General features: G+C 75.4%; 17 protein-coding genes, 1 pseudogene and 1 riboswitch. Of the genes and pseudogenes, 5 read left to right on the forward strand and 13 right to left on the reverse strand.

Annotation, left to right across the window (positions count from 1 at the left end; genetic code table 11):
- Positions 1–15 precede the first annotated feature (15 nt).
- On the reverse strand, positions 16–1,170 hold the full coding sequence (locus tag ACU616_RS06820; protein WP_446757721.1) for a C40 family peptidase: 1,155 nt from the start codon (positions 1,168–1,170) through the stop codon (positions 16–18).
- A 16-nt stretch (positions 1,171–1,186) separates the two neighbouring features.
- Positions 1,187–1,320: riboswitch (cyclic di-AMP (ydaO/yuaA leader) on the reverse strand.
- A 188-nt stretch (positions 1,321–1,508) separates the two neighbouring features.
- Here ACU616_RS06820 and ACU616_RS06825 point away from each other — a divergent pair.
- Both ACU616_RS06825 and ACU616_RS06830 read left to right on the forward strand, forming a co-directional pair.
- The gene (locus ACU616_RS06825; protein ID WP_446757722.1) at positions 1,509–1,733 is read left to right on the forward strand and encodes a hypothetical protein; all 225 of its coding nucleotides are present in this window, start codon (positions 1,509–1,511) and stop codon (positions 1,731–1,733) included.
- A 50-nt stretch (positions 1,734–1,783) separates the two neighbouring features.
- A pseudogene (locus ACU616_RS06830) lies at positions 1,784–2,602 on the forward strand (YhjD/YihY/BrkB family envelope integrity protein); the annotation flags it as partial.
- A gap of 41 nt (positions 2,603–2,643) precedes the next feature.
- Here the strand turns inward: ACU616_RS06830 and ACU616_RS06835 are convergent.
- The 7 genes from ACU616_RS06835 to ACU616_RS06865 all read right to left on the reverse strand — a co-directional run bounded on the left by ACU616_RS06835 (position 2,644) and on the right by ACU616_RS06865 (position 12,601).
- Positions 2,644–5,172 carry a transglycosylase domain-containing protein gene (locus ACU616_RS06835; RefSeq protein WP_446757723.1) on the reverse strand — a complete coding sequence of 843 codons (2,529 nt, stop codon included), beginning with the start codon at positions 5,170–5,172 and terminating at the stop codon, positions 2,644–2,646.
- 103 nt (positions 5,173–5,275) lie between these two features.
- Positions 5,276–7,315: a HelD family protein gene (locus ACU616_RS06840; RefSeq protein ID WP_446757724.1), complete on the reverse strand. Its 2,040-nt coding sequence runs from the start codon at positions 7,313–7,315 to the stop codon at positions 5,276–5,278.
- Positions 7,316–7,438: 123 nt separating this feature from the next.
- On the reverse strand, positions 7,439–8,110 hold the full coding sequence (locus ACU616_RS06845; protein WP_446757725.1) for an acVLRF1 family peptidyl-tRNA hydrolase: 672 nt from the start codon (positions 8,108–8,110) through the stop codon (positions 7,439–7,441).
- Between the two features lie 10 nt (positions 8,111–8,120).
- Positions 8,121–9,335 (reverse strand): MFS transporter, encoded by a 1,215-nt coding sequence (locus ACU616_RS06850; RefSeq protein ID WP_446757726.1) that lies wholly within the window; start codon positions 9,333–9,335, stop codon positions 8,121–8,123.
- A 226-nt stretch (positions 9,336–9,561) separates the two neighbouring features.
- Entirely contained in the window at positions 9,562–11,376 is a 1,815-nt protein-coding gene (locus ACU616_RS06855) for a phosphoenolpyruvate carboxykinase (GTP) (RefSeq protein ID WP_446757727.1), read from the reverse strand.
- 359 nt (positions 11,377–11,735) lie between these two features.
- Entirely contained in the window at positions 11,736–12,263 is a 528-nt protein-coding gene (locus tag ACU616_RS06860) for an SRPBCC domain-containing protein (protein WP_446757728.1), read from the reverse strand.
- Positions 12,260–12,601, reverse strand: a complete 342-nt coding sequence (locus ACU616_RS06865; RefSeq protein WP_446757729.1) for an ArsR/SmtB family transcription factor — start codon at positions 12,599–12,601, stop codon at positions 12,260–12,262. Before ACU616_RS06865 ends, ACU616_RS06860 begins: the two co-directional genes overlap by 4 nt.
- A gap of 73 nt (positions 12,602–12,674) precedes the next feature.
- Between ACU616_RS06865 and ACU616_RS06870 the strand changes: the two genes are divergently transcribed.
- Positions 12,675–12,926 (forward strand): hypothetical protein, encoded by a 252-nt coding sequence (locus ACU616_RS06870; RefSeq protein WP_446757730.1) that lies wholly within the window; start codon positions 12,675–12,677, stop codon positions 12,924–12,926.
- A gap of 78 nt (positions 12,927–13,004) precedes the next feature.
- Positions 13,005–13,247 (forward strand): acyl carrier protein, encoded by a 243-nt coding sequence (locus ACU616_RS06875; RefSeq protein ID WP_106281135.1) that lies wholly within the window; start codon positions 13,005–13,007, stop codon positions 13,245–13,247.
- Positions 13,248–13,332: 85 nt separating this feature from the next.
- Here ACU616_RS06875 and ACU616_RS06880 read toward each other — a convergent pair whose 3' ends face one another.
- The 4 genes from ACU616_RS06880 to ACU616_RS06895 form a co-directional block, all read right to left on the reverse strand.
- The gene (locus ACU616_RS06880; protein WP_446757731.1) at positions 13,333–14,019 is read right to left on the reverse strand and encodes a DsbA family oxidoreductase; all 687 of its coding nucleotides are present in this window, start codon (positions 14,017–14,019) and stop codon (positions 13,333–13,335) included.
- 28 nt (positions 14,020–14,047) lie between these two features.
- Entirely contained in the window at positions 14,048–15,064 is a 1,017-nt protein-coding gene (locus ACU616_RS06885) for a cation diffusion facilitator family transporter (RefSeq protein ID WP_446757732.1), read from the reverse strand.
- A 145-nt stretch (positions 15,065–15,209) separates the two neighbouring features.
- Entirely contained in the window at positions 15,210–15,587 is a 378-nt protein-coding gene (locus tag ACU616_RS06890; protein ID WP_446757733.1) for an FKBP-type peptidyl-prolyl cis-trans isomerase, read from the reverse strand.
- A gap of 73 nt (positions 15,588–15,660) precedes the next feature.
- Positions 15,661–16,407, reverse strand: a complete 747-nt coding sequence (locus ACU616_RS06895) for an SDR family oxidoreductase (RefSeq protein WP_446757734.1) — start codon at positions 16,405–16,407, stop codon at positions 15,661–15,663.
- Between the two features lie 69 nt (positions 16,408–16,476).
- On the opposite strand from ACU616_RS06895, the gene ACU616_RS06900 reads away from it, so the two are divergent.
- Positions 16,477–18,186 carry a glycoside hydrolase family 13 protein gene (locus ACU616_RS06900; RefSeq protein WP_446757735.1) on the forward strand — a complete coding sequence of 570 codons (1,710 nt, stop codon included), beginning with the start codon at positions 16,477–16,479 and terminating at the stop codon, positions 18,184–18,186.
- On the opposite strand, the gene ACU616_RS06905 is transcribed toward ACU616_RS06900, so the two are convergent.
- Positions 18,170–19,450, reverse strand: a complete 1,281-nt coding sequence (locus tag ACU616_RS06905) for an MFS transporter (RefSeq protein ID WP_446757736.1) — start codon at positions 19,448–19,450, stop codon at positions 18,170–18,172. The genes ACU616_RS06900 and ACU616_RS06905 overlap by 17 nt on opposite strands.
- Positions 19,451–19,712: the final 262 nt, after the last annotated feature.

A 19,712-nucleotide genomic window follows, 5' to 3' on the forward strand; every position in this document is an offset into this window, starting at 1 on the left:
CCAGCGGTCGCTGCGTCAGGTGAGGCGGCGGGCGCCGGCGTAGCCGCCCATCGCGTCGATGCTGGCCACCTTGACGACGTCGCCGGAGGTGGGGGCGTGCACCATCTGGCCGTTGCCGACGTAGATGCCGACGTGGCTGACCGGGCTGTAGAAGAAGACCAGGTCACCGGGCTGCAGGTCGGCCCGGGAGACCGCGGTGCCCATGCGCGACTGCATGCCGCTGGAGTGCGGGAGGCTGATGCCCGCGGCGCGGAAGGCGTACTGGGTCAGGCCGGAGCAGTCGAAGGAGCCCGGGCCGGCCGCCGCCCACACGTAGGGCTTGCCGCGCTGGGCCATGGCCACCACCGTCGCGGCCGCGCCGCTGCCCCCACCGGACGGCACGGCGGCCGGGGCGCTCGAGGTCGGGGACGACGACGAGGACGAGGAGCCCGAGGACGACGCGGGCGCGCTCCCGGAGGTCGCGGCGGCGCGCTCCTCGTCGCGGCTGGCCCGCTGGGCCTCCTCGGCGGCGTGCGCGGCGGCGGCGGCCTCGAGGGCGGCGCGCTTCTCCTCGGCGCTCAGCCGGGCGAAGTCGGCCTGGTACTCGGCGATCTGCGCCTCGAGGCCGGCCTGCTGGCTGGCGACGTCGTCGTACCGGCGCTGGGCCTCGGCGGCGGCCTCGGCGGCCGCCGTCTGCGCCGCGGTCGCGGTCTCGGTGGCCGTGACGGCCTCGCCGAGCAGGCCGTTCTGGTACCCGGCGACGCCCTGGAGCAGGGTCACCCGGTCGACGAACTCGTCGGCGTCCTGGCTGGTCATGAGGGCCTGCAGCGGGCCCATCGCGTCGCCGGTGTAGGCCGACCGGGCGATCCCGACCACCTGCTCGCGGGCGGTGTCCACCGACGCCTGGGCCTGGGCCAGCGTCGCGGCCGCGGCCTCGGCGGCGGCCTGCTGGGCGGCCAGCCCCTCGCGCGCCTCGTTGAACCGCTCCGTGACGACCTCGAGGTCGTGCCCGCGGGCGGCGACGAGCTCGGCGGCCTCGGCCGCCGTGGTGGGCTCCTCGGCGGCGGCCGGCGCGGGGACGCTCCCCAGACCGAGGCCGATGCCCACGGCGCCGACGAGGGCGAGGACGGCGCGGCGGCGCGACCGGGTGGTCACGGGCAGGCCGGGGACGGACGTGCTCAGGGGCGCCACGGGTCGGCGTCTCTCCTTCTCCTCCCAGGCCGCCTACCGGGTTAGCTGACGGGTTCGGGCGTGGAGTCGCCCGGCGCGCGCGGACCGCGCACGCTTCACCCCGGGACTGCGTTGGGTCCCCGGCCCGGTCCCCCTCGGGGAGGACCGGCTCGACGGCGTCCACGGGGTGTCACCCAGGTAGGTGACGGAACGCCCCGTTGGACGTACACAGCGTAAGGGTGTAACCGGCTCGTGACAATGAGTACTTTCCCGTCGTCCCGCTCACACCCGACCGGTGGGTCGCCGCCCGGTTCCGGCACACCCGTTTGGGAGGGTGCCGGGACGAGCACGAGTCGGGCATGTCCTCCTCCACGCGCTCGCGCCTCGCCCGGCCGCTCGTCGTGCTCGCCCTCCTCGGCTCGCTGGTCGCCTGCGGCGACAACACCGACTTCTCCCGGGGGCCCACCAACTGCGACTCCAGCGGGGAGGACGCGAGCAACCCCAACGACGCCAGCTGCCAGGAGACCGGCGAGAACCCGGGCAACGACGCGCCGACCACCGACGACGCCAACCCCGGCGGCTGAGCGCTGCCCCGGACCGTCGGCGGGCGCGCGACCGCCCGGGTCGTGAGCCGGTGAGCCGGGGACGGAGGTGGACGGCGGCCGGGCCGGGCGCCGCGACGCGCGCGCTCCTGGCCGGCGCCCGGCGCCTGCTGCGCGGCCGCGATCTCGCCCTCATCGCCGCCGGGCTGACCTTCTACGCGGGCATCGCGGTCGTGCCGCTGCTGCTGGTGGCCGTGCGGCTCACCGCGCTGGCCACCTCGCCCGCCGAGGTGCGCGCGCTCGTCGGCCGGCTGACCGAGCTGCTGCCGGCCGAGCTGGGCGCGCCCGGCGCGGTCGAGCGGCTGGCCTCCGCCGGGGTCCGGCTGGACCTGCTCGGCTTCGTCCTGGCGCTGGTGCCCCTCTCCTTCTACGGCGAGGGCCTGCGCCGCGCCCTGCTGCGCTTCAGCCGGCAGCGGGACACCGACACCCTCACCGGCTGGCGCGGACGGCTGCTCACGCTGCCGCTGGTCGTCGTGACGCCCGTGCTGCTGTACCCGCTGCTGCTGGCCGCCCGCTTCATGGCCGACCTGGCCCAGCAGGACGGCGTGGGCCCGGCGGTCGGCCGTTTCTTCGTCGGCTACTACTCGGTGCTGTTCGTCCTCACCGTGCCCCTCGCCTGGGGCTTCGGCGTGGTCGCCGCCGGCCGGCACCGCCGGCGCGCGGTGGCGTGCGGCGCCCTGTTCACCGCGGCGTGCCTGTCGGGGTTCCTGCAGGGGTTCGTGGTGTTCCTGTCGCTGCCCCTGGACCTCGGGGCGCCCTTCGGCGGCCTCGTCGCCGTGGGCGCGGTGGTGGCCGTCGGCCTCTGGATGTTCCTGCTGCACCTGGTGCTGCTGGCCGGGTGGCTGCTCACCCAGTCCCTCGACGAGCTCCTGGGCCGGCGGCAGCAGGAGGACTACCCCGACGGGAAGCCCGGCGCGAACCCCGGCGGCAGCCCGGGCACGGGCAGCTCCGGCCCCGGCAGCGCCGGTGCCACCGGCGGCTCGGGCGCCGGTTCCGGTGCCGGCTCGGGGGCCGGTTCGGGGGCCGGTTCCGGTGCCGGTGGCGGCGGCTCGGGGGCCGGCGCGGGCTCCGGGGCCGGCGCCTCGGGCGCGGGGGCGGGCGGCGGCGGCTCGGGCGCCGAGGACGTCTCCGGCGCGGGCCGGGGGTCCGGCGCGGGGGCGGCCGGGGGTTCGGGAGCCGGCTCGACGTAGGCGCTGCCGTTGCTCACCAGGATCGACACCTGCTGGCCGGGGACGGCGCGGCCGCCGCGCGGGGGGCTGGTGCCCAGCAGCGCTCCCTCCGCCTCGTCGCTGTCGACGCGCACGGTCCGGGAGGTGAACCCGGCGTCGGCGAGCGCGCGCTCGCAGGCCCGCACGCTGGAGCACCCGGGCACCGGCCGGGTGTTGCCGTCCTGCACGGTGGGGTCGGCGGGCGGGAACTCGCCGCTGCCGCGGGCCTGCAGCACCGGCGCCATCGCGTCGTGCCAGATCGTGGCGCCCTTCCCGCCGCCGAAGCCGCCGACGTCCTCGTTGCGCTTGGGGTTGAGCACCATGACGCTCGCGGTGATCTCGGGCGTGTAGCCCACGAAGGCCACCGAGTAGTTGTCCTGCGAGGTGCCCGTCTTGCCGGCGATCTGGTGCCCCGGCACGTAGGCGCGCGACCCGGTCTGCCCGGGATTGCCCGGCTCGACGTCCTTGCGCAGCATCTGGGTGAGGGTGTCGGCCACGCCCGGCGGGACCGCCTCCGGCGTGCAGCGGTCGCCGACGTCCAGCGGCTCGCCGTCGGCACCGACGGCGGGCTCGCCGTGCGCGTCGAGGACGGAGGTGACCGGGACGACGTCGCACCGGGTGCCGCTGGCGGCGAAGGTGGAGTACGCGCTCGCGAGCGCCAGCGGGCTGGTGGCCTCGGCGCCGAAGGTGAACGAGCCGCGGTTCTCGTCGACGATCTGCTGGGCCAGGCCCGGCGGGCTGAACTGGAACAGTCCCGCCGCCTCGGCCATCCGCACCGGCTCCTCGACGCTGCCCAGGGCGTCCTCGAGCGCGAGGAAGTAGGTGTTCGACGACTGGTAGAGCGCCGTGGTCAGGTCGAGGGTCGGCCGGTAGCCCGACCCGGCGTTGCGCACGCAGTACCGGCCGTCGGTGGCGCGGCCCTCGCAGGGGCCGCCGTACACCCGCGACACGTAGGGGTCGGGCGCGGTGAGCGTGTAGTGCGCCGAGAAGCCGCGGGCCAGCGCGGCGGCGGCCACGAACACCTTGTAGGTGGAGCCCGAGCCCTGGCTGGGCCAGGTGTTGAGGTTGAACGACTCCTGCGTCGGGTCGGCCCGGTCGTAGCCGAAGGTCCGGTTGACGCTCATGGCCAGCAGGTGGCCGGTGCCGGGCTCGACGGCGGTGAACATGCCGGCCAGCGAGTCCTCCGGCGCCAGCGTCTGCCGCACGGCGGCGTCGGCGGAGCGCTGCAGCTCCGGGTCCAGCGTCGTCTGCACGACGTAGCCGCCGTTGTCGAGCTGCTCCTGGGTCAGGCCGAGGTCCTCGATCAGGTGCCGCTGCACGAAGTCGCAGACGAACGGGCCGACGCTGGCCTGCACGCAGCCGCGGGGCGGGGCCGGCCCGGGCGCGAGCCCGAGCGGCTCGGCCTGCGCGGCGGCGGCCTCGTCGGCGGTGACGAGGCCCTGCTCGGCCATCCGCGACAGCACCTCGTCGCGGCGCGCCGTGGCCGCCTCCGGGGCGGTGAACGGGTCGTCGGAGGTGGGGCTCTGCACCAGCCCGGCCAGCAGCGCCGCCTGCGGCAGGGTCAGCGCGGCGGCGTCGACGCCGAAGAAGGCGCGGGCGGCGGGCTGGACGCCGTAGGCGTTCTGGCCGAAGTAGACCAGGTTGAGGTAGCGGGTGAGGATCTCGTCCTTGCTGTAGGCGTCCTCGACCGCCAGCGCCAGGCGGGCCTCGCGCACCTTGCGGCCGAGCGTCTGCTCCGTGGCCGCCGCGCGCTCCTCGGCGGTGTCGGCGGTCTGCAGCAGGGTCTGCTTGACCAGCTGCTGGGTGAGCGTCGACCCGCCCTCCTCCACGCCGCCGGCGGCGATGTTCATGGCCAGCGCGCGCGCCGTCCCCTGCACATCGAGGCCGTGGTGCTCGTAGAAGCGGGCGTCCTCGATGGCCACCATCGCCTGCTTCATCACCTCGGCGATCTCGCCGGGCTCCACCGGGTCGCGGTTCTCGTCGTAGAAGTACGTGATCGGCTCGCCGTCCGCCGCGAGCAGGACGGTGTTGCCCGCCGGCGGGTCGACGGTCAGCTCGGTGGGGAGGTCGCCGAGCAGGCCGGTCGACTGCTGGGCGGCGAGCGAGGGCACGCCGACCCACGGCAGGAGCAGCCCGGCCACCAGGGCACCGGCGACCAGGATCACGGCGGCCAGCCGCACCAGCGTGCCCAGCCGGCTCGGCAGCGGGTCCATGGGGCTCCCTCCTCGGGCCGCGCACACTGCAACAGGAATCGGTGCGGGTCACAACCACCCGCGCCGTACGTCCTCCGGACGGGGACGGACGGACCGGTGCCGCTCAGCCGCTCAGCACGGCGGGCAGGTCGTCGCGGTGCAGCACGACCAGCGTGCTGACCGCGCGGGTCAGCACCACGTAGAGCCGGTGGAGCCCGCGCGGCTCGGCGGCCACGATCGCCGCGGGGTCGGCGACGACGACGGCGTCGAACTCCAGCCCCTTGGCAAGCGTCGCGGGCACGACGGCGACCCGCGCGGCGGCCGCGCCGTCGTCGGCGAGCACCGCGGCCGGCAGGCCGGCGTCCTGCAGCAGCCGCGCCACGTCGGGCACCGCGGCGTCGGCGCAGACGACGCCGACCGACCCCGGCCCCGCGGCGAGCCCGGCCACCACGCCGGCCAGCGGCCCGGCCAGGTCGGGGACCGGCCGCACCTGCAGGGAGCCGGGGTCCCGGCGCACGGCCGTGGCCGCCGGCAGGCCGGGGGCGATGGCCGGCAGCAGCCGGTTGGCGTAGTCGAGGACCTCCCCCGGCACCCGGTAGCCGCGCGTCAGCGGGTGGACGGCGGTGTCGGGGCGGCCGAGGCCGGCCAGCGTGGGGGACCAGTCGGCCGCCGACCAGGGGCTGGTCGCCTGCGCGAGGTCACCGAGCACGGTGAGCGACCCCGCGGCCAGCCGGCGGGCGACCGCCCGGCACTGCATGGGCGAGAGGTCCTGCGCCTCGTCGACGACGACGTGCCCGTAGCCGCCGGTGCGCTCCAGCAGCCCGGCCGCCTCGTCGACCAGGACGGCGTCGGCCGCGGTCCACGGCGTGCTGCGCACCGACCGGGCGGGCGGGCGGCGCAGCAGGGCCTGCTCGTCGTCGGTGAGCACGCCGCGGGCCGCACGGGCGAGGACGGCCGGGTCGGACAGCAGCGCGGCGACCAGCCCGGCGGCGTCCCGGGCCGGCCAGACGGCGTCGCAGAACGCGCGCACCTCGGCGCTGCGGGCGGCCCGGCGGGTCTCGGCGTCGGTCGGGCTGCCGCCGGCCTCCTCCGTCTGCCGTCGCGCGTCCTCGGCCAGCAGCATCGCCAGCCGCTCCCGGCCGGCGGTGTGGTGGAGGCGCTGCTGGTCGTCGGGGACCCGCCCGCGGCGGCGCAGGTCGTCGACGTGGCGCTTGAGCCGCTCCACCGGCACCCGCCAGCGGCGGCCGGCGAGCGGGACCAGCACGTCCTCGGTGGGCTTGGCGATCGACCCCCACAGCGCGCGCGAGAGCACCTCGGCCATGCGGGCGTCCCCCTTGAGGACGGCGACCTCCGGCGGGTCCTGCGCCCGCACCGGCACCCGGCCGGTGAGCTCGGCGACCGTCGTCTGGTCGACGTCGACCTCGCCGAGGGTGGGCAGGACCTGCTCGATGTAGCGGAGGAACGCCCGGTTGGGCCCGACGACGAGGACGCCGGTGCGTGCGAGCTGCCCGCCGTGCGTGTAGAGCAGGTAGGCCGCGCGGTGCAGGCCCACCGCCGTCTTGCCGGTCCCCGGGGCGCCCTGGACGCAGACCGACTCGGCCAGCGGCGCCCGCACGATCTCGTCCTGCTCGGGCTGGATGGTGGCGACGATGTCGCGCATCGGGCCGCTGCGCGGGCGCTCGATCTCCTGCCGCAGCAGCGTCCCGTCGCCCTCCTGACCGGCTCCGAGCAGCTCGTCCTCGTAGCTGGTCAGCTCTCCACCGGAGAAGCCGAAGCGGCGGCGGCGCACCAGGCCCTGCGGGTCGGCGGCGCTGGCCCGGTAGAACGGCCGGCTCATCGGGGCGCGCCAGTCGATGACCACCGGGCGGCCGGCGGCGTCGCGGACGTGCCGGCGGCCGACGTGGAAGGTCTCGTCGGCGGCGTCGGTGCGGCCGAAGAAGGCGGGGACGCCGGGGTCGGCGGCCAGGGAGCGCAGCCGCTCGGCGCGGGCCGCGCCCAGCCGCTCGGAGGCCCAGGCGTCCACCCCGGCGTCGACGACGGCGGAGGCGGCGCTGCGCATCTGGCCCAGGCAGTCCCCGGCGAGGGCCAGGTGGGCGCGCTCGGCGGCGAGGACGGGGTCGGTGGCGGGGTCGGAGGTGGTCGTGTCGGTCGGGGTCGCGGACACGGTCGGTGGACGTTAGTCGCTGCGGTGCCCGGGGAGGAAGGGTCCGTGGACCTCGATGGTCGATCCGTGATCGTCGGCGGGTGGGCGGCCGACACGCTGCCGGCGGCGACCACGCGCCGGTGGTCACGGTGCCGGGCGGTCCGCGGGCTCGGTGATGTGCACCCGCACCGCCCGGAACTGCGTGGGCGTGGTCTCCAGCACCGCCCTCGTCGGCTCGCCGACCTCCAGCACGGGCTCCCGGCGCAGCGCCGCCAGGGGCCGCAGCCGGGGGTCGGCGAGCACGTCGTCGACCATGGGCCGGTCACCGCCGGTGAACAGCGCCGCCACCTGCCCGGCGTGGGGCAGCAGCACCCGGGCAGCGGTGTCGGCGGCGGCGCCCACGACGGCGTCGGCCTGGGCGGCGCGGCGGCGGGCGAAGCGCTGCTGGCTCCAGCCGCCGGCGGCGGTGCGGCCCTGCACCAGGCGGGTGTCGACCTTGGAGACGACGAGGCCGGTCCCGTCGAACACGCCGGCGGCCCAGCGGCCCCGCCGCACCAGCAGCACCGCCGCCCGCCGGGGCTGCCGGGCCGCGGCGGTGAACGAGGTCAGCAGCGGCCGGACCGGCGTCCACCCGAAGGGCGCCCGCAGGGTCACCGCGGTGCCGTCGGCGCAGGTGAGGTGCAGCGCGCCGGCGTCGTCGACGGCCGTCTCCAGCGCCCCGTGGCGGGCGACGACGCCGTCGAGCCACCGGCCCAGCCGCTCGGGGGCGACGCCGAGGACGCGGCCACCGCCGGCCGCCGGCCGGGGGCGCGTCACGGGCCCGGGCTCAGCCGGCCATCGCGGGCTCGGCGGCGTGCTCGGCGGGCACGTGCAGCAGCCGCTGGAACGCCAGGACGACGACGCCGGCGAGCCCCGCGGAGACCGTGGCGACGAGGAACGCCGCGTTGGCGCCGTAGGTGTCGACGATCTTGCCGGCGACCGAGGTGCCGACGGCGACGCCGAGCCCGAGCGCGGTGCCGATCCAGGTGAAGGCCTCGGTCACCGCCGACCGCGGCACGATCAGCTCGGCCAGGGTGAAGGAGCTGATCAGCGACGGCGACACGGCGACGCCGGCGATCACGACCAGCGGGATCATCACCCAGACGTTGCCGACCAGCGACAGCGGCACGGTGAGCACGGTCAGCGCCGCGAGCACCACCAGCAGCCGGTGCCGCAGCGGGTGCCGCCAGTGCACCGCGCCCCAGCCGATGCCGCTGGCCATCGACCCGACCGCGAGGCCGGCGATGAGCACACCCGACAGCGCCATCGCGTCGACCTCGTCGGCGAAGGCGACCAGGGCGATCTCCAGCGTGCCGAGGATCGAGCCGACCGCGGCGCCGACGACGAAGAGCACCTTCAGTCCCGGCGTCCGGATCGCCGCGGGCCCCTTGCGGGCCTCGTGCCCGTGCGGCGGCGGCTGGGTGCGGCCCTGCGCGGCGAACAGCAGCGCCCCGACGACGGCCAGCGTGAAGGCGGTGACCACGCCGGAGGTCGAGTGCCCGGTGGTCGAGAGGAAGGTGACCAGCACCGGCCCGACGATGAACACGAACTCGTCGACGACGGACTCCATCGCCAGCGCGGCCGGCAGCCGGGTGGTGCCGCGCAGCAGGTGCGTCCAGCGCACCCGGATCATCGAGGCGACCGGCGGGATGCACGCCCCGGCCAGGCCGGCGGTGACGAAGAAGGTCCAGCGCGGCCAGTCCTCCTTGACCGCGGTCAGGAACAGCGAGCCGGCGGCGGCGAAGACCACGACCACCGGCAGCAGCGTCCGGCGCTGGCCGTGGGTGTCGGCCCACCGGCCCAGCAGCGGCCCGGCGATCGCGGTGGTGACCGCGCCGGCGGCCGCGACGGCACCGCCCAGGCCGTAGGAACCGGTCTCGGAGGCCACGAGCAGGACGCAGCCCAGGCCGACCATCGACAGCGGCAGCCGGCCGATGAAGGCGGCGAACACCATGGGCAGCGCGTGCGGCGTGCGCAGCACGTGCAGGTACGGGTTGGGCACCGGATCGGGACCTGTCGTCAGGGGATGCCGTTGGTCCCCACGCTAACCGACGGCCGGGCAGGCGGTCGGAGGACCGCTCGATCCCGTGTCGGGACGACGACGGGCCCCGCCCCGGACGACGCTGTCCGGTGCGGGGCCCGCGGCCCCCTGCACGATCCCGCCCCGAGCTGGGGGTACCTCCCGCTCGCGGGGGACAGCGAGGGGCGGAGGCAGGAGGGTCCTCCCCCTAGGCGAGGCGGCTCTTGAGGATCTCCAGCTCGTCCCACATGGTGCTGGGCAGCTTGTCCCCGAACTTCTCGAACCACTCGGTGATCTCCGGGACCTCGGCGCGCCACTCGTCCTTGTCGACGGCGAGCGCCTTGCGCACCTGGTCCTCGGTCATGTCCAGGCCCGACACGTCGAGCGAGTCGGGTGCCGGGACGTGGCCGACCGGCGTCTCCTCGGCGGCCGCGGTGCCCTCGAGGCGCTCGACGACCCACTTGAGGACCCGGCTGTTCTCGCCGAAGCCCGGCCACAGGAAGCCGCCGTCCTCGTCACGGCGGAACCAGTTGACGTAGAAGATCTTCGGCAGCTTGGTCGCGTCGTGCGCCTTGCCGGTCTCGACCCAGTGCCGGAAGTAGTCGCCGGCGTTGTAGCCGATGAACGGCAGCATGGCGAACGGGTCGCGGCGGACGACGCCGACCGCGCCGGTGGCCGCCGCCGTCGTCTCCGAGGACAGGGTGGCGCCCATGAACACGCCGTGGTTCCAGTCGCGGGCCTCGGTGACCAGCGGGATCGTGGTCTTGCGGCGGCCGCCGAAGAGGATCGCCGAGATCGGCACGCCCTTCGGGTCCTCGTACTCGGGCGCCAGGATCGGGCACTGCTCGATCGGGGTGCAGAAGCGCGAGTTCGGGTGCGAGGAGGGCTCGTCGGAGTCCGGCGTCCAGTCCTGCTTCTTCCAGCTGGTGAGGTGCGCGGGCGGCTCCTCGGTCATCCCCTCCCACCAGACGTCGCCGTCGTCGGTGAGGGCGACGTTGGTGAAGACCGAGTTGCCCTTGTCGATCGTGCGCATCGCGTTGGGGTTGGTGTCCCAGCCGGTGCCCGGGGCGACGCCGAAGAGGCCGAACTCGGGGTTGAGCGCGTAGAGCCGGCCGTCCTCGCCGAAGCGCATCCAGGCGATGTCGTCGCCGAGGGTCTCGACCTTCCAGCCCGGGATGGTCGGCTCGAGCATGGCCAGGTTCGTCTTGCCGCAGGCGCTGGGGAAGGCCGCGGCGACGTAGTAGGTCTTCTGCTGCGGGCTGACCAGCTTGAGGATCAGCATGTGCTCGGCGAGCCAGCCCTCGTCACGGGCCATCGCCGAGGCGATCCGCAGCGAGTAGCACTTCTTGCCCAGCAGGGCGTTGCCGCCGTAGCCCGAGCCGTAGGACCAGATGGCCCGCTCCTCGGGGAAGTGCACGATGTACTTCGTCTGGCTGCAGGGCCACGGCACGTCCTCCTGGCCCTGCTCGAGGGGGGCGCCCAGGGAGTGCATGGCCGGCACGAACGGCCGGTCGGTGCCCATCGCCTCGAGGATGCGGCCGCCGATGCGCGCCATGACCCGCATCGAGACGACGACGTACTCCGAGTCGGTGAGCTCGACGCCGAACATCGGGTTCTCGGCCTCGACCGGGCCCATGCAGAACGGGATGACGTACATCGTCCGGCCCCGCATCGAGCCGCGGTACAGCTCGGTCATGATCGACTTCATCTCGTCGGGGGCCATCCAGTTGTTGGTCGGCCCCGCGTCGGCCTCGTCGACCGAGCAGATGAAGGTGCGGTCCTCGACGCGCGCGACGTCACTGGGGTTGGAGGCGCACCAGAAGGAGTTGGGCTTCTTCTCCAGGCGGGTGAAGGTGCCGGCGTCGACCAGCTTCTGGGTGAGCCGCTCCCACTCCTCGTCGGTGCCGTCGACCCACACCACCTGGTCCGGCTGCGTCAGCTCCGCCATCTCGCGCACCCACGCGAGCAGGCGGGCGTGGGTGGTCGGGGCGTTGTCGAGACCGGGGGTGGCCAACTGAGTCACGGCGTCTCCATCCTCTGGGGCACGCCGGGTGCGGAGGACGCCGGCGCCGGTGCGGTGCTGTGTGCGGGACGGCGGAACGAGTCCGGCCGTCCGGTCGGGAAAGCGTACAAGCGGGGACACCTGCCTGTAACGGTGAGAGATGTTACGTATAGGACGTCTTGTCGTGCGGGGTCCCGTCCCTCGGAAGGGGGCCGACACGCCCGGTCCCGGGCTCCGGCGTGACCGGTTCCACACCCGCGACCCGCCGCGTCCCGGCGGCCGCTCGTCCCCACAGGCCCCGCGCTCCACCGGCCGGTTCCGTCCTCCACGTGCCGGATCGGGCCGGCGCGGCACCGATCCGGCCGGTGGAGCGGGGCGCTTCAGGCCTCCGGCGCGCGGCCGTAGTCCGGGCCGGTCGCGGCCAGGAAGGAGTCCCAGTCGGCAGGGGCGGGGCGCCCGCCGACCTCGGCGTCGAACATGTCCAGGTACCAGTGCCAGCCCAGCGCGACGTCGACGACGTCGGTGCCGGCCGCGAAGACCTGGACGACGTGCAGCGTGGTGCGGCCGCTCTCGACGGTGAGGACCAGCTCGACCCGCCAGTCGGCCTGGTCGACCCACTCGACGACCAGCCGGCGCGGCGGGTCGCACTCGGCGATCCGCACCTCCTCGCCGGCCGGCTCCGCCTCGTGCGTCATGGTCAGCGTCCCGCGACCGCCGGGGGTCCGCTCGCCCTCGTAGGTGCCGAACCAGCGGGCCAGCCGGTCGGGCTCGGTGAGCGCGGCCCAGACGTCGTCGGGCCCGTCGGGCCAGGAGCGGCGGAACTCCAGTCGCCGGCGCCCGTCGGGGAGCTCGGTGACCACGCCGCTGCGGTGCGTCGGCGGGTCGGCGGGGGTCGTCCGGTCGGTCACGGTGCGGCTCCGTCCGTCGGGGGGTGGACCCGGGGCCGGCGGCCGCGGGCGATCTCGGTGTCCAGCGCGTCGAACGGCTGCGCCCACAGGCCGCGGTAGGACTCCAGCCACTCGTCGAGCTCCCGCAGCGGCCGCGGGTCGAGCGCGTAGAGCCGCCGGCGTCCCTCGACCCGGCTGCTGACCAGCCCGGCCTCGCGCAGCACGCGCAGGTGGCGGCTGACCGCCGGCCGGCTCACCGGGAACCGGCCGGCGAGCTCACCGGCGGCCAGCTCACCCCGCACGAGCAGGGCGAGCAGCTCCCGCCGGATCGGGTCGGCGAGGGCCGCGAGCGCCTGCACGGCAACTGCGTAACACACCGGTTACGGGTCCGCCAGGGGTTCGCCGGCGTCGGCGGCGGGCACCCGACGCCACATGACCGTCACCGACCCCGACGTCCCGGACCCGCTCAACGACCCCCGGACGGCACAGGCCGACCCCGGCGCCTACGGCCAGGGCGCGGACCTGGCCTCGACCGGCGACGACCCGGCGTCCAGCGGCGAGGACGAGCCGGCCGCCGACGACGCGGAGACGACCGGCGGGCAGACCCTCGCCGACGACGCCGGCGGTGGGGACGTCACCGGCGGGGCGTCCTCCGAGGCGCCGACGGACGCCGGCCGCTCCTGAGGCGGACCGGTCCGTTTCCACCGGGCGATGACGGGGAACCTGCTCGTTCGCCCATCCCCATCGACGAGGAGGTCCCCCATGGCCACCGGTGAGACCGGCTTCGAGGACGTCACGTACGACCTCATCTCCGTGCAGTACCACTCGCTGAAGGCCGGGCACGACTACGGCCAGTACGTCCGGGACGCCGAGAACGCCGGCCTGGACGACATCGCCGCCTTCTTCCGCGAGGTCATGGAGCAGGACTCGGCGCGCGCCCGGCGCTGCCACGAGTTCCTGCGCACCCTCTCCGGCACGGAGCAGGGCGGCCCGGCCACCCAGTAGTGGAAGGACCACCCTTCCCACCCACGCCTCGCACGCTCGGCGCGGGCCCCTGAAGGGTGGCCGTGAAGCACGTCCCGAGGGCCCCTCACCCGCGTCGGTGAGGGGCCCTCGGCACGTCTCCGGCGCTCGCGACGGGCGCGCGCTCGGCCCAGGCGCGCTCGAGCAGCTGGAGGAGCACGTCGGCCGGCTGGGCTCCGGCGGCGCCGTAGCGGCGGTCGACGACGAAGAACGGGACGCCGGTGGCACCGAGCTGCTGCGCGGTCGCGGCGTCGGCCAGGACGGCGGGGCGGTACCGGTGGTCGGCCAGCGCCGCGCGCACCTCGGCCTCGTCCAGCCCGACCTCGACGGCGAGGGCGGCCAGCGAGTCGACGTCGAAGACCGGGCGCCCCTCCTCGAAGTAGGCGCGCAGCAGCCGCTCCTTCGTCTGCGCCTGCAGCCCGCGCTCGGCCCCGAGGTGGACCAGCTCGTGGGCCAGCAGCGTGTTGCCGCTGACGCCGTCGGCGAGGGAGTACTGGAGCCCCTCACCCGCGGCGGTCTCCTCGACGTGCCGCATCATCGCCCGCACCTCCTCGACGGGGCGGCCGTACTTCGCGGCCAGCGCCGGCAGGGTCGGGTGCGTCTGCCCCTCGGGGATCGACGGGTCGAGCTGGAAGGACCGCCAGACCACCTCGACCTCGTCGCGGTGCGGGAAACGGGCCAGCGCGGTCTCCAGCCGGCGCTTGCCGATGTAGCACCACGGACAGACGACGTCGGACCACACCTCGATGCGCACGGCCGGCCCAACCGTGGCCGGCCGCCCGTCATTCCGGCCGGTGCACCTCCGCCCGTGCCCGGCCGTCGCCGGGGGTGGGGTCGAGGAAGACGTAGCGGACGCCCTCGTACCGGGAGACCAGCCGCCGCTCGGCCTCGTCGGAGGCGTGCTCGATGTCCGCGACGGTCGCGGTGTCGGCGAAGTCGACCTTGGCCATGACGGCGAGCTGCCCGGGCCCGATGACCGTGGTCAGGAGGACCGGGACGCCGTCGACCTGCGGCAGCCCGGCGATCTCCGCGCGCAGCTCCTCCTGGAGCCGTGGGGTCACCGACCGGCCGATGAGCAGCGAGACGTTGGCCCGCGCCAGCGAGCCGGCCACCAGGAGCAGCAGGACGCCGATGAGGATCGCGGCGGCGCCGTCCCACACCGGCTCGCCGGTGATCTGCTCGAGGAAGAGCCCCAGCGCAGCGAGGACCAGGCCGACCAGCGCGGCGCTGTCCTCGAACGTGACGGCCTTGATCGTGGTGTCGGTGGTCTCGGCCAGGTAGCGGCGGGGCGTCGTCCCCCACTTCGTCGCCGCCCCCCGGACCTGCCGGACGGCCTTGAGCAGGGAGGAGCCCTCGAGGACGAAGGAGACCGCCAGGACGACGTAGGCGACCAGCGGCGAGCCCTGCTCCTCGCCCACGAGGATCGTCTGGACGCCCTGGTAGAAGGAGAAGCCGGCGCCGAGGGTGAAGGTGGCCAGGCAGGCGAGCAGCGCCCAGAAGTAGGTCTCCCGGCCGTAGCCGATCGGGTGCCGGGCGTCGGGGGCCTTGTTCCCGCGCTTGAGCGCGACGAACAGCAGCACCTCGGTGATCGTGTCGGCCAGCGAGTGCGCCGCCTCCGACAGCATCGCCGAGGAGTGGCTGATCAGGCCGCCGACCAGCTTGGCGATCGCGATGCCGAGGTTGGCCAGCCCGGCGACGACGACGGTGCCGGTGGACTCGCCGCCGGACTCGCCACCCGACCGGTCGTGGGTGCCCTCGGTGGCGAGGGCGTGGTCACGGGTGGGAACCGGCTCGCTCATGGCCGCACCGGTGCCCCGCCGTTGCCCCCGACAACCACCGGGCTCCGCGATGATCAGGTGACCTGATCCCAGCGCGTCCTCCCTCACGTCCCACGGTGAGGGAGGACGCTGCACGATCAGGTCACCTGATCGTCGACCGACCCGGTCAGCGGACGCCGACGAGGTCGACGACGAAGACCAGCGTGGCGCCGGGCTTGATGACGCCGCCGGCCCCGCGCTCCCCGTACGCCTTGTGCGCCGGGATCGTCAGCCGGCGCCGGCCACCGACGCGCATGCCCTGGATGCCCTCGTCCCAGCCCTGGATGACCATGCCCACGCCGAGCCGGAACTCCAGCGGGTCGCCGCGGTCCCAGGAGGCGTCGAACTGCTCGCCGCCGTCGTGGGTGACGCCGACGTAGTGGGCGCTCACCAGGTCGCCGGCCTTGGCCTCGGGGCCGTCGCCGACGGTGATGTCCTCGATCACCAGGTCGTCGGGCGCGGGGCCGGTCGGCGGCTCGACGTCGGGGCGGGTGGGCTGGGACATCGGTGCTCCTCGGGTCGGTGCCGGGTGGTCCCGACGGGTCCCGCCCATCCAAACAGCGGCCCGGCTGCGGCGCTCAGCGGCCCCCGGAGACGTCGAGCAGGCTGCCGGTGCAGTAGCCGGAGCCCTCGCCGAGCAGCCACAGCACCGCGGCGGCCACCTCCCCGGGCAGGCCCGCCCGGCCCATCGGCACCGACGGCGCGATCCGCGCGACCCGGTCGGGCTGGCCGCCGCTGGCGTGGATGTCGGTCTCGATGATCCCGGGGCGGACGACGTTGACCCGGACGCCCTCGCCGGCCACCTCGCGGGCCAGGCCGAGACCGAGGGTGTCGACGGCGCCCTTGCTCGCGGCGTAGTCGACGTACTCCCCCGGCGAGCCCAGCCGGCTGGCCGCCGAGGAGACCAGCACGATCGAGCCGCCGGGCCCGCCGTGGCGCGTCGACATCCGCCGCACGGCCTCCCGGCAGCACAGCAGCGCGCCGAGCACGTTCACCGCCAGCATCCGCTGCACCCGCTCGGCGGTCATCTCGTCGACCCGCGCCCGCGCGCCGACGATCCCGGCGTTGGCGACCAGCCCGGTCACCGGCCCGAGGGCGTCGGCCGCGGCGAACGCGGCGAGGACGTCGTCCTCCACCGAGACGTCGGCGCGCACGGCGGTGGCGGTCCCGCCGGCGGCCTCGACGTCGGCCACCACGGCCGCGGCCGCCGCGTCGTCCTCCCGGTAGGTCAGGGCCACCGACCACCCGGCGGCCGCGGCGGCGCGCGCCGTCGCCGCGCCGATGCCGCGGCTCCCGCCGGTCACAAGCAGCACTCCAGGGGGCACGGCCGGCGACCGTAGCCGGTGCGGGCGTAGCGGGTGCGGGCCGCTGCGCGCCGTGCTGGGCTGGGAGCCGTGCCCGAGCAGCCCCCGTGGTGGACCCGCGCCGTCGTCTACCAGGTCTACCCGCGCTCGTTCCAGGACTCCGACGGCGACGGGATCGGCGACCTCGGCGGCATCCTGCAGCGCCTGGACCACCTGGCCGACCTCGGCGTCGACGTCGTGTGGCTCTCCCCGGTCTACCCGTCGCCGCAGGCCGACAACGGGTACGACATCAGCGACTACGAGGACGTCGACCCGCTGTTCGGCACGCTCGGGCAGTTCGACGAGCTGATCGCCGGGCTGCACGCGCGCGGGATCCGGCTGGTGATGGACCTGGTGGTCAACCACACCAGCGACGAGCACCCGTGGTTCGTCGAGTCACGCTCCTCGCCGGACTCCCCCAAGCGGGACTGGTACTGGTGGCGGCCGCCGCGTCCCGGGATGGCCCCCGGCGCGCCGGGCGCCGAGCCGACCAACTGGCACTCGTTCTTCTCCGGGCCGACGTGGGAGCTCGACCCGGCCAGCGGCGAGTACTACCTGCACCTGTTCGCCGCGAAGCAGCCGGACCTCAACTGGGAGAACCCCGAGGTCCGGCAGGCGGTGTACGCGATGATGCGGCGCTGGCTCGACCGCGGCGTCGACGGCTTCCGCATGGACGTCATCAACATGATCAGCAAGGACGTCGCCCCCGACGGCTCGCTGCACGACGGGCCGCCGCTGCCGGGCGTCCCCTACGGCGACGGGTCGGCGTCCTTCCTCTGCGGGCCGCGGATCCACGAGTTCCTGCAGGAGATGCACCGCGAGGTGTTCGCCGGGCGGCCGGACCGGCTGCTGACCGTCGGCGAGATGCCCGGCGTGACCGTGGAGCAGGCGCGGCTGTTCACCGACCCGGCGCGGGGCGAGGTGGACATGGTCTTCCAGTTCGAGCACGTCGGCCTGGACTTCGACGAGTCCAAGTGGCGCCCGCGGCCGCTGCGGATGCGCGACCTCAAGGCATCCTTCGGCCGCTGGCAGGCCGGGCTGGCCGAGGTCGGCTGGAACTCCCTCTACTGGGACAACCACGACCAGCCGCGGGCGGTCTCCCGCTTCGGCGACGACTCGCCCCGCCACCGGCGCGACTCGGCGACCTGCCTGGCCACGCTGCTGCACCTGCACCGCGGGACGCCCTACGTCTACCAGGGCGAGGAGATCGGGATGGCCAACTTCCCGTTCACCGCACTCGAGCAGTTCCGCGACGTCGAGTCGCTCAACCACCACGTGCAGGCGGTCGCGCACGGCGCCGACGCCGGCGAGGTGCTCGCCGCGATGCGCCGGATGAGCCGGGACAACGCTCGGACGCCGGTGCAGTGGGACGCCTCACCGAACGCCGGGTTCACCACCGGGACGCCGTGGATCGCGGTCAACCCCGACCACGCCGAGTGGAACGCGCAGGCCCAGCGCGCCGACCCCGACTCGGTGTTCGCCCACCACCGGCGGCTGATCGCGCTGCGGCACGAGGACCCGGTGGTGGCGCTGGGCGACTTCACCATGCTGCTGCCCGAGCACGACGAGGTGTACGCGTTCACCCGCTCGCTGGACGGCGACACGCTGCTGGTCGTCTGCAACCTCGGCGGGTCGGCCCAGGACCTCGCCGGGCTGCTCCCGGAGGCCGTGGGCGCCGGGGTCGTCCTCGGGAACATGCCCGAGGACGACCCCGCCGTCCTGCGGCCGTGGGAGGCCCGGGTGCTCAGGCCGGCTCGGTGACCCGCTCGGCGGGCCGGTCCGCGGGCTCGTCGAGCGGGTGGGCCAGCTCGTCGTCGGGCAGCCGCCAGGCCACGACGGCGGCGACGGCGAGCACCGGCGGCACGAGCCCGGCCAGCAGGAACGTGCCGGTCAGGCCGACCGTCTGGCTGACCGGGCCGGCCAGCGCCATCGACAGCGGCATGAACGCCATCGAGACGAAGAAGTCGAGGCTGGACACCCGCCCCAGCAGCGCCGGCGGCACCCGCCGCTGCAGCAGCGTGCCCCAGATGACCGTGCCGGCCTCGAACGCCGCCCCGAGCAGCCCGGCCGCCGCGATCATCACCCACAGCTGCGACGTCGCGCCGAAGACGACCAGCGGCACGCACCCCGCGCCCCACAGCAGGTTCATCACCGTGAGGTAGCGGCGCGGCAGCCGGAACGAGGCGACGACGGCCGACCCGAGCGCGCCGCCGATGCCGAACGCGGCCAGCACCCAGGCGTGCTCGGCCGGGCCACCGCCGGCCCGGTCCCGGACCGCGAAGGGCACCAGGACCTCGAACGGACCCATGATCAGCAGCACCATCAGCGAGGCGAACAGCAGCGTGGCCAGCAGCCACGGCGTGCCGACCATGTAGGCCACGCCCTCGCGGACGTCGGTGAGCATCCCCGGGTGCTCGCCCTCCCGCCGGACCGGCAGCGTCGGCAGCGCCGCCACGCAACCGGCCGCGGCGGCCGAGGTCAGCGCCGTCGCGGCCAGCGCCGCACCGGGCGAGAGGACCGCCACCAGCAGTCCGCCGACCGCGGGGCCGGCGGCCATCGCCAGCGCCGGCCGGACCACCCCCTCCAGGCCGTTGGCCGCGAGCAGCTCCCCCGGCGGGACGACGCCGGGCACCAGCGCCGAGTAGGCCGGGTAGTACAGGCCCGTCGCGACCCCGCCGGCCAGTGCCGCGGCGGCCAGCGGCCCGAGCGCCAGGACGCCGGCCAGCGACATCAGCGCGACCGTCCCGACCGCCGCCGTCTGCAGCAGCGCGACGCCGAGCAGGATGCGCCGCTGCGGCACCCGGTCGGCCAGCGCGCCGCCGACCAGGGTGCTGGCCAGCATGCCGGCGGCCTGCAGGGAGGTGGCCAGGGACAGCGCGCCCGGCCCGCCGCCGAGGGCGACGACCTGCCACACGAGCGCGACCGTCCACAGCCCCTGCGCGAACAGCGACAGGCCCATGGACGACGCCAGCAGCCGGTAGTCCCGGGAGCGCAGGGGTGCGAGCGCGCGCGGCAGCCTGGCCATCTCCCCCTCCGTCGTCGGCGGGCGCACCGTCGGCGCCCGGACCCCCATGCTCGCGGAGGGCACCGACAGCGGGCACCCGATTTCCCGGACGACGGCCCGCATCCGGACGGCTACGGTCCGGGCTCGTGGGGGGACCCGTTCTGGTTCGCCTTCGCCGGGTCCGCGGTGCTGCCCGCGCTCCTGTGGCGCGAGCTCGGCCACCTGGCGCACGCCGACGCAGCCGCCGCCTGAGCTCCTCCTCCGGGCAGTCGTGCTCTGCCCA

This window comes from Geodermatophilus sp. URMC 62 (assembly GCF_052931475.1).